Source organism: Pseudomonas sp. DSV-1 (assembly GCF_035830915.1).
Lineage (GTDB): Bacteria > Pseudomonadota > Gammaproteobacteria > Pseudomonadales > Pseudomonadaceae > Aquipseudomonas.
In genome coordinates, this window is the sequence record NZ_JAYMYG010000002.1 from 73,459 (window position 1) to 88,404 (window position 14,946).

Here is a 14,946-nt window from a genome sequence, read left to right on the forward strand (position 1 = left end):
CGGGCTGGTCTTCTCCCAATCTCAACCCCACATCGAGTCTTGGCGCGCAGCGTTGCAATAGGGGCCGCTAGCACATTGGTGCGCCTCGCAAGCCTAGGGCTTTCGCGTGAGATTCTTTTGGCGCAGTTGCTCGATAGTGGGATTGACAATTTGCCGAAAGGCTAGATCCCGAAGGAGGCCCGGGGGAACCCGGTCTCGGTTGGTAGCCCGAAAGATCCAAACGTGCACCCTGGCAACCGGGGTTTAGTATCAACCAAATTCGCGACGGCCTTGATCCAGTTCGAGCGCGGCGCGATCTTCTCCAGCAAGAACCAGACAATGGACACCAGACCATAGAGTCTAGTCAGCGCATTGCCGTCCAAGTTCAGTGCAATGAAATATGGCTCAGCAGGTAGTGCGGAAAGCGGGTTCAGGGACACTTGATTCCAGATCCGAGTGTGATGAGCACATCGGTTACGCAGGAGGTTGATCTCCTGCAACCAGCGGGCGAAGATCCGCGCGTCGGTTAGACCAAACCTTGCAAGAATCTGGTTCTGGTAAGTGCCGTTAAGCATCTCGAAGTAGCGAGACAGCGCACCAAAATCCCAGGCCTCCACCGCGACCCAGAAAGGAATGGGCCTCCCCGACTGACGATGCCACTCGATGGAGTCCTCGGTACTCCTGTTCAGTAGCTCCTGCTGCCGAGCTACCCACTCGTTCCACTTGTTCCTTACCTTTCCGCGCGAAGTGAAGTTCTTGACGTGCTTTGGCCGGATGAATTTGGGGTCGGTGTATGCCATCGGGTGGTGGTACCCCACCACATGAGCTACCACGGTCTTCAGATTAACCTCTAGCCGCTCGATAGCATCAAGCATAAGAAGCCGGAGATGCTTGTCGAACTGATAAAGGGAAACGGCGTCGTCGAAATCAGCCCCAGCAGCGAACACATCCTGGCGAAGCGGTTTGCCCGAAATCGGACAAATTTTAGCCTGGTTGGTCGCAGGATCCTTGTCGAACTCTCGTGCGGGATACCAGTATCCGCTGAGGCGGTAGTATCCCAACTGAGCGAGCTTACGCTCTGCGCGCGCCAGGTCGGCTACGTGCATATTGCGTTGTGTGAGCAGGGAGACAAGATCGGGGTAGGTCCGGAAAGGTTTCGGAGCTAGCAACTTCCATGTCTCCAGAAATAAGAAGGCCCGAACGTAATGCCGGACTGAGCCAGCACCAGAGGATCGGGCGCGATTGGGGATAATACTGCCGAATGCAACGTTTAGCGTCAAGTGAAATCAGTTGACGAAAAAACGTCGAAATCGTAGCGAAAGTGGGCGATCGAAAATCCGAGTCGGATTTGAGTGTCGAAATTTCAGCTCATTTTTTCAAACGGGTCAGAAAACGATTTTCTGAAGGAGGCTCTACCCCGTCTCCAAGGACGGTTTCAAAGGACCTCAAACTCATATCTTGTCGAGCGACTCCATGGTGCATTGTTGGGTTATGAAACCGTTCACTGTAGTCAGATGAAAAGCAGGCCGCAGTCTAGGCAAATATTAGGGTCGTACATGTGAAGCTCCGGATTAGGTAGAACCTCGAATACTGCTGTCACGACCTAAGCCTTGTGAGCCTAACCCCACGCGCTCTTCATAGAATGTTGACGTAACTATCCAGCTCAATCAGATCATGACCAAAGAGCTCAACTGCTAGGAACCAGCGCTTGCATTTGCCGGTACTCGGGCTCGAAGCCTTGACTTCACCGATATCCAAGCGTCCGCCAGGTCGTAGGTAGACGAGTTGGTCACCGGCAAGCAACTGCTGAACGAGGCGTCGCTCGACGTGGTAGGAGTTTCCACCGCGGTCGGAAATTTCTATGCGTACCGGTTGATGACGCGCCACGCAAGTCCATGTGCGAACATCAAAGTCGGCATTTCGCTTGAGCTGATCGCGATCGCATGTGGGGCAAGAATAGAGCTGATCAAAGTGGGAGGCGATGCTAAAGGTCATGCAGACCATCCTTGATAATTGGTGATAAAGGTTTTATCACCAATTTATTGGCATCGTCGATTCCTGCTTCCCAGCGAAATAGCTGCGGTTATCGAGCCATCAAATAGCCATATGAATCAGACCTGCCATTCCGTTAAGCTCCGGGTACACCTTGCTGTTCCGAGTACGGAGACTTTAATTAGGGCTTCAGATGATTAGTCAGGGGGATCTGAATGGTATTGGTGGGAGCCGCATATTCACGCTCTAGGTACGGTGCTGAACAATCAATTTGGCCCAAACAATCCGTGGCAGACCTACCTTCGCTTGCTCGTTCGAAGAAGCGGTCACCGACGACGGTGAGTATGACCAGGACTATCAACCTGCCTAACTCACCTAGGATCTTTTCCCCCAGTTCGCCCTGATGAGGCACTGAGATCCTTGACGCTGTTTGATACCGATATGAGCATTCGGCGTTACGCGAGGTGTTCGCTATGAGAATTGGGTGTAAATCGTGTCCGCCTATCAATATGAACGTGGAGTTGAGACTTAATGTCAGAGAACCGACCGACGCAGCACTTAACTGAGGCTGATTTGGAGGCATCTCTGCATGCCGTAATCGCAATCGCATTTCCTGGTGCGGATATCGAGATCCAGCATCAGAGGCGGTTCAAATTCCACGTGGGCAAGGCATTGGTTGATATCGACGGAGGGCAGTCGTGGGCCAAAGAAGGGCGTGCCGATATCGTTCTCCTTCACAAGGGGCGCCCACTGGCTGTCGTAGAGCTGAAGCGTAAAGGGCTTAAGCTTCACGACGAAGATAGGTTGCAAGGCGTTTCCTATGCGCGGATGCTGGATCCGATTGCGCCTCTAGTAGTGGTCTCTAACGGAGAAATCACTAAGCAGTACTGCACATACACCGGGCAGGAGTGGAATCCTGTCAGCAATGACGAGAGGCAGCTTGATAGTTTGATCAACAACGCACTCACGTTAGCGACTGATGATATACGCAAGGCTGCGCAGACCCTGATGGGTACCGTCTGTGACGTGTGGTCCGCGGTTGTGAAGGAAAGCACTGCTGAGAAGATTGAGTCGCTTTCCGGTGAGCTGCGAGACAGTCATGTACCGTTTGCGCGGGACTTTTTGATTCCCCGTGAAGCAACAAGGGCTGTGATCGAAGCCCTCGAACATTCCTGTTTCGTTATTCTCGAAGGTGAGCCGCTCACTGGAAAAAGCAATGTCCTCCGTGAGCTGGTGAATATCACCGAGCAAGGGAATTCTCTCGTGCCGCTGTATTTGGAAGATGGGGGCGGCGGCTACCTTCAATGCCTGGCGGATGCGCTGGCCAGAACTGTGAAGTGGCCCTTTAAAGTCGAGGACGCTCGTTTCTGGCTTCAGTGTCTAGCGCGGGATCAAGAGATGAAGTTGGTGATCATCATCGATCACTACTGGAGCACTAGTGAAACCAGTCAAAGAGAACTGGAGGATCTAGTTAGGATTGCCCAGAACGGCGGATTCTCCGTTGTAGTGGCTATGGATGATGCATTGGTCGACGGTGTCATCAAGTCGCGTAACGGCAGGGCGCTCTCTCTTCTGGGTAGGGTGGGCGAGAGAGTCACGGTTCACCCTCTACAGGATAATGAATTCGAACACGCCGTTTTAGCTGCTAAGCGTCACGGGGTGACGATGATGGAGGGGAGTTTTCGTTCCGATGATTACCGGCGCCCATGGATTTTCAGATCGGTGATCTGCAATGCCATGGATCGTTCCACAGGGGATGAATCGCGAGCGACCGAAGCTCCGCCATTGCTGGGAATCGATTTCATAAACTACGTACGTGAACATTACGATGACGTGACACTAAGGCGTCACTACCATGAGCTGGCTAGGGTCACGCTGGATGATTATCTTGGGGCTGGCCGTTCGGACAGAATGGAGATAGAGGCCGCAAGTGCTTTCTTATTGCGTAACGAGGCTTTGAATGACCTCGCAAATGAGTCCAGGCAATACTTGTTGGATCGTGGAGCGCTTAGGCAGCGGATGTATGAGGATCTTCCCGTCTTCCGAATAGGCTTTTACGAAATGTTGGTGAGCGAGCTTGCCTCCGTTATTGCGGATCGCCTTAGAAGTCAAGTTGAGTCTGGCGTCGAAAGTGCGATGGAATGGTTGATGAGTGCAGCGGAGGTATTACCCATGGGTGAAATTATCGCCGCGCGTGCAATCGTTGCATTGATTCGATCAGGCAACGACCCGGTACCTCTATGTCGGGAGCTTCTGGGGCAAACACCGATTCAAGGGCTGAGCTCGCCACGAACTCGGTTCGCTATTAGGACTATCGACCTGCCTATTGGCGACGTTGATGATACCGACAGGCTAGATGAGACATTTCCAGAGTACTACAGCGACAACATTTTGCCTTGGATCACACTCTCACATGTATTGGCTGCGCATCCTTTGAGATCGGCGGAAATTGGATTCTTTCCGCAGATGTTTGTGTTGATGGAGGTTGCCAAGTCGGTAGTGGCTCTGCGTAGGCCTGGCAATACTGCTGCCTCTTATGAACTATTTTCTCATGAGATGAATGATGGTACGTTCGTTCCGGCTTGGGGTGTTGGCATCATAGAGCCTGTGACGTACGCCGTCTTCAAGATGTTCCGGACGTACCCTGGAATGGGAGAGGCGTGGATGATGATACTCAACGGAATGGACTCTGCGCATTTGCTGGCTCGCACTTACACCGTATTGATCGAGCTGATTCGTCTCGGTGGTATTCAGGGACATTGGGCAGGTGTCACTGCAGAGCAGGTGCTTCTCCCATTGCTGATCAAACATCCGAATATCCCTGTAGGTAGTGTCTCTTGGATGGCGGTTGGCGCCCATAAATGAAAACCGTACGGGGATGATCTGTCTTGCTCATGCTGAGCAGGAAGTCAGGAACGCCTCTGCTAAGTAAGCCCTGATATGTCCGACTGTGAGTAAAGGAATTGAAAGCGGTCGGCTTTCAGTCAAAAACGCGTGTGCTAAGTTCTGATGTTATAGGGTCAAGCTCCCTGCAAGCTGCTTGGCTGCGACAGTTTTAATTCTCTAGAGCTTGCGTCCCGATTGACGTTTTGGGCGCTTGCGACAGTTTTGCGTTTTGTCCAAGCGTGCTGAGGGCCTCGTTTTTGGGAAGCTTCTGCGACAGTTTTAATTCTCTAAATTCACTAGAAATGACCACAAATTCGCCCCAAGACGTTGCTTTGGATTCCCTTCAGCACTTGAGTAATGACATCGCGATGCTGGCCTCAGGTGATTGGGTGCCAGATGATGATAGCTGTGAAGCGAGCCTCGATATGGTGGAAGAGGTTCGCGTGTATGTACGACGTACGCACGAAATCCTTAGTGCCGCGAGAGAGCTGATCTTAGATGTTGAGCAAGGTTCTTGCCCGAAAGCCGCATCGAAGCAGATTAAAGAGCTGATGGTGAATTTGGGGGTGTGGGAAGACTTCAACCCTGAGGGCGAATAACCCTATACCTGATTCGCCCATCATCACGATGAGTGAAGCGGGCCCTAGAGGGAGCGGGTAAGTCTGCAAAGACAAGTAGTTCAGCGCCCTCCCGCAGTTCACGAATTAAGAGAGTAATGCCATGTACAAGATCCATCACGCTAACGGCACCATCGCTTCAGCAGGTACTCCCAAGGCAGCGGTACTGGAAGCGGCCAAATCGATCTGTATCAGCGAGGCCAGAGCGCAGGAGATGACCGAAGCGCTTGAAGCTGGCGCCAAAAACCAAATCGCAATTTATGGATTCGCAAGAACCGACATCACAAAAAACTGAGCCACGCGCCCCCTTCACTGGGGGCAAGCCAGTACAAAATATTGAGGTCTTTGACATGTCATACCAATCGATTCTCGCGGACTACAGAAAGCTCCTAGCCGACCGCCCAGGTGAAGCGCTTGAAATTGGTGATGGATGTTTTGCAGTGTTGGTTGATGACCACCTGTATGGGGTTCACAAGAATTTAGACGGCACCGTGACTTTGGATAACGGGTTCGACTTTGACAGCAGCGCTTGGGACTCAGAGTGCGAGTGCTGGGATGGTGATGTAAGCGGCTCTCAAACCAGCAATGCAATTGCAAATCCACGCTATGTAGAAATTACAAAATCCTAAGTCACTCTTGGCACCCCGCACCACGGCCCAGCTATCTGGGCCAGCAACTCAGCAACAACATCCGCCCCACCCTACTCCTCTACCCGCTTTGAAAACCAACGCAATCAAATCGGCTGCGCCGGTTAGGAGCGGGTAATGCCGCACAGCACACCTTTTGAGATAGCCCTCTCCAGCCTGCCTGCGGGGCGTGCTGGGAGCTTTCAATATTACTCCAGCAGGTAATATTTTATTGCGCACGATGACTCACAACCGTAATATCGACTGGGAAGCTATCGCGGGAGAATTAAAACTGTCGCGGAGGAATAAAGACTGTCGCAAGACTCAGTCTCCGAAGCTCAAGAACAGTCGAGTTAGCTTGCTGCTCCCAGCAGTGCCAGGGCCCGATGGTGTTGCAGGGTGAAAATTGCGACAGTTTTTATTACCTAGCACTTGGCAGCAACGGCCTGTTTTTGAGGGGAGCGACAGTTTTTATTCCTTGAGATCAAAGCGTCAACGCCGGGATACGAGTTACTGATTTTCCGTTTTCGTATCTCAATCGTGTCTGGCCAACCAGAAGCCCTCAGGCCTCAACAGAGGGCCAGTCATAAGAAAGCGGAGGTACATGCCCCCTTTGCAGCGATAGCTTGGCTGAACGATATGCAGGGCTTTAGAGAGCCTCAAACTCATCGGTGTAGGGTCGTAAATAATGACAAGTGAAATACCGGGCTTGGTTCCAGGCCGTGTAGATAAAGAACATTTTGATTTGCTAGTGCGTTTCGCTCGAATCCGGAGCGAGTCAATGATCACTGCTTTGCAAAGTCATTTTGTAGAAGGCATGCCACAGCGTGACGTTATTGATCATTACCAAGTCAATCAAAGCCAGCTTTCACGGAAGGTCGGAGAGATTCGAGAGGTCAGCGAGCAGGTACGCGCAGCCGCCAAATATTACTCGTAGGAGTAATATTTATCTTGCCTAAATATTACTCCTACGAGTAATATAGCCCCATCGAAACGAGATCTTTGGGAGCACAGGGCAATGATGGAACTTCAACTTTTGGCACGGATTCTGGTTGCGTCTGGCATCCCAGCTACGGCATCAGCCGCCGATGTTCGCATTACCTCTCAGCTAACCCTCTCCGTTGAAAGCGATGGGGGCTACGTAGTCGCGGAGCAGACTGGCAAACCGAGCTTTGATTGCCAGTGGACTCCTGAACTTAGCGTTGTGGTTGATCAACTGCGCGACAAAATCGCGGAGTTTGCACCAGCTCATACTAAGGTTCGTCTGGAAGGTTCTACCTTTCAGCCCGACTTTCAGCAAATGGATCATGCAGAGATTGCTGCGTGGCGCTTAGAAGTAATCGGTTATGACTGGATCTGCGATGAACCAGATATTGAGTTAGAGGCTTTCCAAAACAATGCGCAGTCGTACTGGAATGGAGCCTTGGCCGATATGCGGGAAATGAAAGCTGACAGGCCTAAAGGCAACTTTGAAGGGTGGGGGTGGATAATTGAGTAAGCCAACACTAGCTCAACAAGATCTGATTTTTCAAAACACCCATAGCGATTACAAATGGGTGTACCAAGATGGGACACGCGCCATTCTCGTCTGTCGTGGCGCCACTAGTCTTGTAGCGCTGCATGACCTGACCCCTGATGAAGTAACGCAACGCTTAGCCTCGTACAAGCGCAAGTAATCGATAGGCCAAAACCTGCTACCACCCGCCGACCGGGGCTAATCAAAGCCCCGCCACCGATCATTCACACTAGGTCGAATAGCAATGAAGATGTGTGCTGAAAAGCCCTGTCCTACCTGCCCATGGCGCAAGTCGTCAACGGTCGGCGGCGCCGACATCGATGGGTTCAGCATTGAAGATATGCGCCGCCTTGCGAACACTGTCCCGCCTAAGGGAAGTGATGAAGTCGGTCTAAGAACAATCATGGCTTGCCACCACAGCAAGGTTGGTGCCGAGTACGGGTGCGCTGGTTACATCGCACAACACGGCTGGTCGAATCTAAACGTCCGCTTGCTGGCGCGACTGGAGGACACAGACCTCGCAGTAGTCGTCGACAATTGCGCCAGCATCGATCTCTATCCCGATTTTCACGAGATGCTGGCCGACTATGAAGCTGCGCAGCCATCCGTAGTGAGATCGTCAGGTCGCAGCACACCACCAATAGCCGATGACGAGTAGCACCCCATGAACATCCCTCGTAGAACGCGACTCACAATTCTGTTTGTCATTTCGATGTTAGTGTTCTTGGTCGTTGTCCCATCCCCCGCTGTGCTCGGGTATGTGATGGTCAGTTCATATCTGATGTTCTTCGCGGGATTCCAAGGTTTCCTTGTTTTAATTGAGATCAAGGCTGATCGGGTCATCAAAGGCTCATTACTCATCAGCTACGGATTGGCTTTCCAGTTCATCTACATGCCAATGGTCTTTTATCCGGATGGCAACATGAATGACCTCGCGCCACTGTTGAAGCGAAACCTTGACCTGTTTGGACAGTTGATCGCTATTGCTTGTGCTGGCGCGGGCGCCAGCATTATTTCGATACATGCCGACAAAACCTCGAAGGACAAAGAGCCTCAACCATCAGGCCCAATCGTCATCGATAACACGCGACACATGAATGACCTGATCGCAGCCGTCACAAGGACGGGCAAAGAGATTCAGGCGCTTAACAAACTGGTTACGTCGTTGGTCGGCGTTATTGCCGTCATGGCCATCCTGTTGGTAGTCGTGGCTATTGCCGTTTTCACACACGCCTGACCACACCAAACACCACCAGGTCATTCCACATGACCGCATTGCTAAGTAATGGACTCGCGCATGAGCAAACGTGTAACAGAGATAGTGAAGGAGACTCCTGCCGACCCTAATCACCAGGTCGTTACCCTTCTCACCAACGGCGGCGATAAGATGGTGCACCGGAAGCAGCCGTGTCCCGACTGCCCATGGAGAAAGGACGCGGTGGGCGAGTTCCCATCTGAGGCCTTCCGCATCTCTGCTCACACGGCCTACGACATGGCGCAAGAGACCTTCGCCTGTCATTCAGCTGGAAAGAAACGTCCAGCGACCTGCGCGGGCTTTCTACTTCGCGGCGCCGACCACAACCTGTCAGTGCGAATGGCTTACGTCACAGGCCGTCTTACTGAAGATTTCCACGATGGTGGCCATGCGTTATTCGAGAGCTACCGTGAGATGGCCATCGCCAATGGCGTAGAGCAGGATGATCCAATAATCGCCCCATGCCGATAGCTCACGGCAATCAGATAAGTACCGGTTGATCAGGTATCCCCACCAAGTAAATTGCGATTTTTTTAATAGTGAGCACGCTGTGTCACTAAACAATACTGGAGATAACGATGGTGTCCGAAGAAGCTCAAAAAGGCTTAATTCAACAGGCCGAGCGCGCAGCGAAGTGGTCGTATTGGCTTTTAATGGTGATAGTCCTGAATGCTGCACTTCAGCTCTGCGCTGTCTTATTTCCTGCTGCAGTAGTTAGCGTAATTGGCCAGTCAGCCTCTGATTTTTGGTCCCTAAATCTTGGTATATGTGTCGCATTAATTGCGGTCGGCTGGGGTATAACTTTGGTCCAGACACACTACCTCAGGAGAGCCTTAGGTCTCCCACGCTGACCCTGGAGATTTTATGGAATCAAACAAAGATTCGTCTGAGTTCACTGACGGCGAGAGAGCAATCTTAAAGCTCCTCGGTCGCAGACCTATTGAGCTTTACTGGGGGCGGAATGGCTGGGTACCTCAGGGCCTTCCGAAATCTGCTAAGCGCAAAGACTTCGATGCACTTCTAGGACGCCAACAGGAGGTTGTCCGAATCGAAGCGGCCAGAATGATTTTAGTCTGCAACACATAGTTCGAACGATGAAACTTTAAGGGGAAGGCCATGGCCCTCCCCTTTTTTGTTCAATCCAAGAATCAATGTCCTATGACTATTGGGGCGCCAGCTGGACATAAAAACGGCTGAGCCTTGCTGCACGCTCATGCTCGGCTTGCAGCACTCGAAGGCGCTTATAAAACTGGTTGAGGTTGACCAGATTCTCGTCGACAACTTCAGATACCGGCCTTCCGCCAACGAGGTGATCGCGTAGTGCCAGGATCAGCTCCTTTGAGCGAATCGAGGTACCCGCTAAAAGCAGATCGAACTGCTCAGGGTCAACGCGGCCAGGCACAAGTTTCCCTACTGCAAATTGCATGCGTGCTCCAGGTAGTAACGCGGGGATATTCAAAACAGCTCTCAGGCGCTGCAAGTCGCGCACAAGCCACCATTAGCTGAAACGCTGCCTCAGGGGCGGCGGTGACATTCATCGCCGCTGTCGCCCCGCACAGCCCCCTTAGTGAGGCTGCCAAGCTGGCGTTACCTGTTCAAAAAACGAGACGCACATCATACCAAACGATGAGCTGCCCGCTGAGCAGCTGAACCACATGCTGGCGCCAACGTTCTGAACTTAGAAGACTTCAACGCTCTCGTGCTGCTCAGCCTGACTTAGCGCCCCATCGAACACCATCAGTTCAGGATCGTGCGGCTTCTTGTCCGTACCCATGCAGGAAAGCCGCATGCCAGGCTTACCCCATGCATTCCCCTTGCATGACTTCACAGTACAGCTGTACTTGCTCTTGCTCGGGTTCTTGGCGACTGACTTGGGCTCAATCCCCATCTGCGCCAGATCTGCAGTATTTGCAGCGGCGAACACCTTCATTCGCGGCGCATCATCCCCCCCCAGAGGCTCAGGGTCGGCAACCGGCTTAAAATGATTCACCGGCTTGGAGTCGCTGGGCAGAACATCGTCACTCTCAGCACTTACAAGTGAACTGCCTTCACTCGACTCACGATCCAACTCCATCAGCTGATCTAAAGGGTTGGCCAGAGAACGATCCAGTTCCTGTGCTGGCGCTGGACCACTACCTGCGTGCTCGTAACTAAGCGCAGTGGGTACATCACCCGCTTCTTGGTCCAACTGGGGCGGAAAGCGGTCAACCCAAGAGAGCTTAAAATCATTGTCCACGAGCATGGCGCTAGACACATCGAACAGCCCACCTTCGATGATGTAGGTCTGCACGCTATCGCCAGTACGCTTGCCACCCGGCTTTCCGGTATCTGTTGGCATCAGGCCAATAGCCTCGCACATGTCGGCCCATTCACGATTGCGATAGCGGCGGCGCGGTGGCTTCCCTTCCGTGTTGAGTAATTGGTCGAGGCTGACCATTTCACGTACCAGGACACTTAGGGTTTCAGGAATCGAACGAATGGCAAAGTAAGTTGGGTTCAGAGCAATCTCATGACAGAACTCACCTTTGCTGTCCTCGCCCAGATTCACAAACTGATTGGCAGAGAAGTATCCGTAGGTGTCGTGCTGGCGCGGAAGAGTAATCAAGCAGCGAGGAAGACGGCCCCCGAATAGCTCGGTATTGAAGTGCTCAAAAGCACGCTGAATCTCATCGTAGGTTTCGGTTGTAGGATTCAAGTCGCCCCCTATCCGTTAATGGCCGCTCCGATTTGCATTAGCGGGCCGTTGGCCTGTGGGGCGCGGAGTATACGCAAATGAGAACGCCCACAGTGAAGTGAGGCGATTTTGCAATGTTTAATATCTCTGTACCATGCAATTCTCATATTATTTTTGACCTCTCATCACCATCTAGGATTTCGAAATGCGAACAACGTCAGAACGGTTTTCAAGACTGGTTGCTTGGCGACTGGCCGAATCCCTCTGCTCAAAGTGGAGATTCATAGCAAACGCTGGTGCCTTCGCCATGTTCATCTGGGTGGCTATAAGCGTTGTGCTGGCGCTGACGAGCGGGGAGTCCGACGACCACATGAGCGGTGTCAGCACAATGTGCTTGGCAGTTAGCACTTACTTTTCTGGTGTGGTCGCGAAAATGATGGGGGTGGTGGCCAATGCTCGCCAGCTGCAGGTCAGCAATAAGGCGGTGACCGGCGCCAGTGCCTCGTTAACTGATTTGTGTTTTGCGCTGGCGCTCGCTGTCGTGGGCTCGATGACCGCGCCAAGCATTTTGAGTTTGCTCGGTAGCACTGAGGTTGGAATCGCATGCTCTGTATTGCTGGGTGCCAGCGCCGTGTGTGTTTTGGCAACCCTACCCACCGCTTACCGGCTCTCAGCTCCTAACCCACAGGTGTAACGCAAATACGCTACTTGCAGGTCGCTAGTAACCTCTCTCCCAACCCCCTCCAGCAATCGAGCTAAGCATGGCCAAGAGAAACACCGCCTTAAATGACTTAATACACATCGCCAGCATGCTTCCGTGGTGGATCTGTCTTGCTTGTGCAGTAGCATCAGGTCTTTACCTTCATACAATCGCCATTGAGCCTGTTGTCGTAAACCCTTCGAGCTTTGACTTTACGCCAGCAATATTGAAGGGTGTCGCCTCGGTTGCACAGTATGTTGCCCCGATGATCTTCGTCTTCGCTGCCATCCTTTCAATCGCCAAACGATTCAAGCGCAGCCGTCTTTTGAACTCAGCTAACAATTCCACCACACATTCCTTAGCTGGCTATTCATGGAAAGACTTCGAGCTTCTGGTTGGTGAGTCTCTACGACGCCAAGGCTTTGCTATTCAGGAAGCTGGCGGCGGTGGACCGGACGGAGGAGTAGATTTGATTGCAAGGAAGGACGCTGAGCGGTTCCTTGTGCAATGCAAGCATTGGCGCTCAATGCAAGTCGGGGTTTCAGTCGTTCGTGAGTTATACGGGGTCATGGCGGCAGAAGGTGCCGCTGGCGGGTTCGTTGTAACCAGTGGCAAATTTACTAAACCTGCAAGGGAGTTTGCCAAAGGTAGGAATCTACATCTGGTGGACGGCCAGACTCTTGCTGAATGGATCGCAGCAACTAAACGCTCTCCTGCAATGCCAGATAAGGCCAGGGTCGAGCCTGCTGTGAATCTCCATGTTGATAGAGCTGTACCTAGAAACCATGAGCCAGAGCCAGAACCACAACAATCAAACGAACCCAGCTGCCCGCTTTGTAGGAAGTCCATGGTGAACAGGACCGCCAAATCTGGAGCCAATGTTGGACGTAGCTTTTGGGGGTGTATGGACTTCCCTAAATGCCGTGGAGTGCGCCACATTCCATAGCGTGAAGGAAAGCTCAGCGAGCCCAGAACTATGGGCTCAAACCATTACGCGATTAACTCTGCTCTACACACCTTTCTGCTCTACTTTCGATTTCAATGCTCGATGAATCATCGAGCGAATCCACGTGTACCCGCCCATGGCTCGAACCTTCTCCCACTGAGCTTCCGTGGTGCGGATAGTCACATTGACACTGGGAGTCTCCATCCCGTTTTCAATATGGCTCTTCTTCGCCAGATCAATTCGCGCCCGTACCCATGCGGCGCCACCCAGATCACGTAAAGCCTCCACCTCGAACGGGGTCAACCTGATACTTCTGTTTCGCTGCAGCGCACTCTTCACGACACGGGTATTTCCACGAACGGAAAAGCTCACCAGGTGCTGGCGTAGAATTTCCTCTGCTCGTTCGGAGGATTGCTCAAGCGTCCACACGGTGTCTCCATCATCCATACGTATAACGGAGCCATAGTCGAAGGACTTAAGGGCTTTACGAATGTGATCGTAACCATCATCGACTTGGGCTCCCAAAACGATTTGGTTGATGCCACATCGAACCATCATCCCATCACCAATGCCCAGGATCTCACTCGCCATAGCGGTGGACTTAGCAGCAACTGCTCGGGTATGCCCATCACGACTCAGGGCAAACCCTTTGCACTTTGACAACAACGCGTCACGGGACCATCGATCAAGCTGCGTACGGCACAGGACGCAGCTCACACTGTCGAGGGGAAGTGATACTGGTAGGCACGGGATTTCCTCGGGGGCGCCGCATAGCAATTGCCCTGCAGCGCGTGAAAACACGCCCAGTCTGAAGTCATCCAGCATCCGGGCATGGATCTTTGGCGGTTTGCCGTTCTCTCTGGCATTGCGCGCTACAGGCGCAGCGCTGATAGGGGCCAGAAAACCGGAGGCGTAGTTGTATTGAGTCAAAATGGCACCTCTATGCCGCCAAATGATTTTTTACTGATTCCGCGCAGGATACGCGCCTGCCAATGCACTGCGCAATAAACGATATATGCACTGCGTTTAACCTTGTTATGCGCAACATGAATAGCTAAAATCGAAGCAATTATAGGTACATTGGATTCGACACAATGCCAATCAAAGTGGTGTGCATAACAAAGAACGGCGACGAGGAACACCACCGCGTCATTCTTGAGAAGGCGACCTCTCCAGCTAGCTTGATCGCGGTCGCTGATCGATTCCTACCGCTTTGCCGAGAGCATGGCATTGCAAATGGAGAAAACTTTGTAGCGCTCCAATGCTTGATTGATGACAGGCTGGTTGAGGTTCGCCAGTTAATTGAGAACGTATCGACGGCATTTTTTCTACTGCGTCATCGCATGTTCGCGGACTGCGGCTTTGTCCTCTACAAGCGTGAGAGTGAAGTACAGATATTCATAAAACAAATTTTAGAGGGGGCCCCAATAGCGCACCTTCCTCCGCCGAGATGGACAGGCATGATCCGCAAGGCAGCTTCAGTGAAGGCAGATAAAGGCAGCGATTCTGTTGAGTCAGGTGATGCAGCAATTCTCGCTGCCCTCAATAAGCAAACCCGAATTGAGGCCAGGGCCCTTGAGCTACCAGCAGCCCCAGCGGTTCCAGAAACACCCGCCCCTACCGACAAACCAAGACGTAAGATGGCCGCTTCCAACTTCGGCGTACTTGGCCAGATAGCAAAACCTGTTTGAGTTGCTGGCGCTGCTCACCAATCATGAAAAAGCCCGCACTTGAGCGGGCTTTTTCTTGAGCGCA

General features: G+C 52.3%; 17 protein-coding genes. 12 read left to right on the forward strand and 5 right to left on the reverse strand.

What is annotated here, in order from left to right; all coding sequences use genetic code 11:
* Positions 1-161: 161 nt before the first annotated feature.
* Positions 162-1,148 (reverse strand): Abi family protein, encoded by a 987-nt coding sequence (locus VSQ83_RS24835; RefSeq protein ID WP_326427802.1) that lies wholly within the window; start codon positions 1,146-1,148, stop codon positions 162-164.
* 466 nt (positions 1,149-1,614) lie between these two features.
* Entirely contained in the window at positions 1,615-1,974 is a 360-nt protein-coding gene (locus tag VSQ83_RS24840) for a hypothetical protein (RefSeq protein ID WP_326427803.1), read from the reverse strand.
* 528 nt (positions 1,975-2,502) lie between these two features.
* On the opposite strand from VSQ83_RS24840, the gene VSQ83_RS24845 reads away from it, so the two are divergent.
* The 9 genes from VSQ83_RS24845 to VSQ83_RS24885 all read left to right on the forward strand — a co-directional run bounded on the left by VSQ83_RS24845 (position 2,503) and on the right by VSQ83_RS24885 (position 9,342).
* The gene (locus VSQ83_RS24845) at positions 2,503-4,836 is read left to right on the forward strand and encodes a type I restriction enzyme HsdR N-terminal domain-containing protein (protein ID WP_326427804.1); all 2,334 of its coding nucleotides are present in this window, start codon (positions 2,503-2,505) and stop codon (positions 4,834-4,836) included.
* Positions 4,837-5,207: 371 nt separating this feature from the next.
* Complete coding sequence (locus VSQ83_RS24850; RefSeq protein ID WP_326427805.1) at positions 5,208-5,456, forward strand: hypothetical protein; 249 nt, start codon at positions 5,208-5,210, stop codon at positions 5,454-5,456.
* Positions 5,457-5,577: 121 nt separating this feature from the next.
* Positions 5,578-5,769, forward strand: a complete 192-nt coding sequence (locus VSQ83_RS24855; RefSeq protein WP_326427806.1) for a hypothetical protein — start codon at positions 5,578-5,580, stop codon at positions 5,767-5,769.
* A complete protein-coding gene (locus tag VSQ83_RS24860; RefSeq protein WP_326427807.1) occupies positions 5,735-6,103 on the forward strand; it encodes a hypothetical protein in 369 nt (122 codons plus the stop codon). The genes VSQ83_RS24855 and VSQ83_RS24860 overlap by 35 nt, the downstream gene beginning before the upstream one ends.
* 685 nt (positions 6,104-6,788) lie before the next feature.
* The gene (locus VSQ83_RS24865) at positions 6,789-7,037 is read left to right on the forward strand and encodes a PapB/FocB family fimbrial expression transcriptional regulator (RefSeq protein ID WP_326427808.1); all 249 of its coding nucleotides are present in this window, start codon (positions 6,789-6,791) and stop codon (positions 7,035-7,037) included.
* Positions 7,038-7,118: 81 nt separating this feature from the next.
* Positions 7,119-7,598, forward strand: a complete 480-nt coding sequence (locus VSQ83_RS24870) for a hypothetical protein (RefSeq protein ID WP_326427809.1) — start codon at positions 7,119-7,121, stop codon at positions 7,596-7,598.
* Positions 7,599-7,860: 262 nt separating this feature from the next.
* Positions 7,861-8,274 carry a DUF6283 family protein gene (locus VSQ83_RS24875; RefSeq protein WP_326427810.1) on the forward strand — a complete coding sequence of 138 codons (414 nt, stop codon included), beginning with the start codon at positions 7,861-7,863 and terminating at the stop codon, positions 8,272-8,274.
* A 6-nt stretch (positions 8,275-8,280) separates the two neighbouring features.
* Complete coding sequence (locus VSQ83_RS24880) at positions 8,281-8,853, forward strand: hypothetical protein (protein WP_326427811.1); 573 nt, start codon at positions 8,281-8,283, stop codon at positions 8,851-8,853.
* 60 nt (positions 8,854-8,913) lie between these two features.
* On the forward strand, positions 8,914-9,342 hold the full coding sequence (locus VSQ83_RS24885) for a DUF6283 family protein (RefSeq protein ID WP_169873004.1): 429 nt from the start codon (positions 8,914-8,916) through the stop codon (positions 9,340-9,342).
* Positions 9,343-10,033: 691 nt separating this feature from the next.
* Here VSQ83_RS24885 and VSQ83_RS24890 read toward each other — a convergent pair.
* The gene (locus VSQ83_RS24890; RefSeq protein WP_169873005.1) at positions 10,034-10,297 is read right to left on the reverse strand and encodes a PapB/FocB family fimbrial expression transcriptional regulator; all 264 of its coding nucleotides are present in this window, start codon (positions 10,295-10,297) and stop codon (positions 10,034-10,036) included.
* A gap of 252 nt (positions 10,298-10,549) precedes the next feature.
* Positions 10,550-11,566 carry a hypothetical protein gene (locus tag VSQ83_RS24895; protein ID WP_326427812.1) on the reverse strand — a complete coding sequence of 339 codons (1,017 nt, stop codon included), beginning with the start codon at positions 11,564-11,566 and terminating at the stop codon, positions 10,550-10,552.
* A 286-nt stretch (positions 11,567-11,852) separates the two neighbouring features.
* Between VSQ83_RS24895 and VSQ83_RS24900 the strand changes: the two genes are divergently transcribed.
* Positions 11,853-12,239 carry a hypothetical protein gene (locus VSQ83_RS24900; protein WP_326427813.1) on the forward strand — a complete coding sequence of 129 codons (387 nt, stop codon included), beginning with the start codon at positions 11,853-11,855 and terminating at the stop codon, positions 12,237-12,239.
* A 67-nt stretch (positions 12,240-12,306) separates the two neighbouring features.
* On the forward strand, positions 12,307-13,191 hold the full coding sequence (locus VSQ83_RS24905) for a restriction endonuclease (protein ID WP_326427814.1): 885 nt from the start codon (positions 12,307-12,309) through the stop codon (positions 13,189-13,191).
* Positions 13,192-13,254: 63 nt separating this feature from the next.
* On the opposite strand, the gene VSQ83_RS24910 is transcribed toward VSQ83_RS24905, so the two are convergent.
* Positions 13,255-14,121, reverse strand: a complete 867-nt coding sequence (locus VSQ83_RS24910; protein WP_326427815.1) for a hypothetical protein — start codon at positions 14,119-14,121, stop codon at positions 13,255-13,257.
* 164 nt (positions 14,122-14,285) lie between these two features.
* On the opposite strand from VSQ83_RS24910, the gene VSQ83_RS24915 reads away from it, so the two are divergent.
* A complete protein-coding gene (locus VSQ83_RS24915; RefSeq protein WP_326427816.1) occupies positions 14,286-14,882 on the forward strand; it encodes a hypothetical protein in 597 nt (198 codons plus the stop codon).
* Positions 14,883-14,946: the final 64 nt, after the last annotated feature.

Excerpts from the sequence above, each read along its gene's own strand:
- VSQ83_RS24840 (WP_326427803.1), bottom strand. The coding sequence starts at position 1,974 with ATGACCTTTAGCATCGCCTCCCACTTTGATCAGCTCTATTCTTGCCCC.
- VSQ83_RS24845 (WP_326427804.1), top strand. The coding sequence starts at position 2,503 with ATGTCAGAGAACCGACCGACGCAGCACTTAACTGAGGCTGATTTGGAG.
- VSQ83_RS24855 (WP_326427806.1), top strand. The coding sequence starts at position 5,578 with ATGTACAAGATCCATCACGCTAACGGCACCATCGCTTCAGCAGGTACT.
- VSQ83_RS24860 (WP_326427807.1), top strand. The coding sequence starts at position 5,735 with ATGGATTCGCAAGAACCGACATCACAAAAAACTGAGCCACGCGCCCCC.
- VSQ83_RS24865 (WP_326427808.1), top strand. The coding sequence starts at position 6,789 with ATGACAAGTGAAATACCGGGCTTGGTTCCAGGCCGTGTAGATAAAGAA.
- VSQ83_RS24870 (WP_326427809.1), top strand. The coding sequence starts at position 7,119 with ATGATGGAACTTCAACTTTTGGCACGGATTCTGGTTGCGTCTGGCATC.
- VSQ83_RS24875 (WP_326427810.1), top strand. The coding sequence starts at position 7,861 with ATGAAGATGTGTGCTGAAAAGCCCTGTCCTACCTGCCCATGGCGCAAG.
- VSQ83_RS24880 (WP_326427811.1), top strand. The coding sequence starts at position 8,281 with ATGAACATCCCTCGTAGAACGCGACTCACAATTCTGTTTGTCATTTCG.
- VSQ83_RS24885 (WP_169873004.1), top strand. The coding sequence starts at position 8,914 with ATGAGCAAACGTGTAACAGAGATAGTGAAGGAGACTCCTGCCGACCCT.
- VSQ83_RS24890 (WP_169873005.1), bottom strand. The coding sequence starts at position 10,297 with ATGCAATTTGCAGTAGGGAAACTTGTGCCTGGCCGCGTTGACCCTGAG.
- VSQ83_RS24900 (WP_326427813.1), top strand. The coding sequence starts at position 11,853 with ATGTTCATCTGGGTGGCTATAAGCGTTGTGCTGGCGCTGACGAGCGGG.
- VSQ83_RS24905 (WP_326427814.1), top strand. The coding sequence starts at position 12,307 with ATGGCCAAGAGAAACACCGCCTTAAATGACTTAATACACATCGCCAGC.
- VSQ83_RS24915 (WP_326427816.1), top strand. The coding sequence starts at position 14,286 with ATGCCAATCAAAGTGGTGTGCATAACAAAGAACGGCGACGAGGAACAC.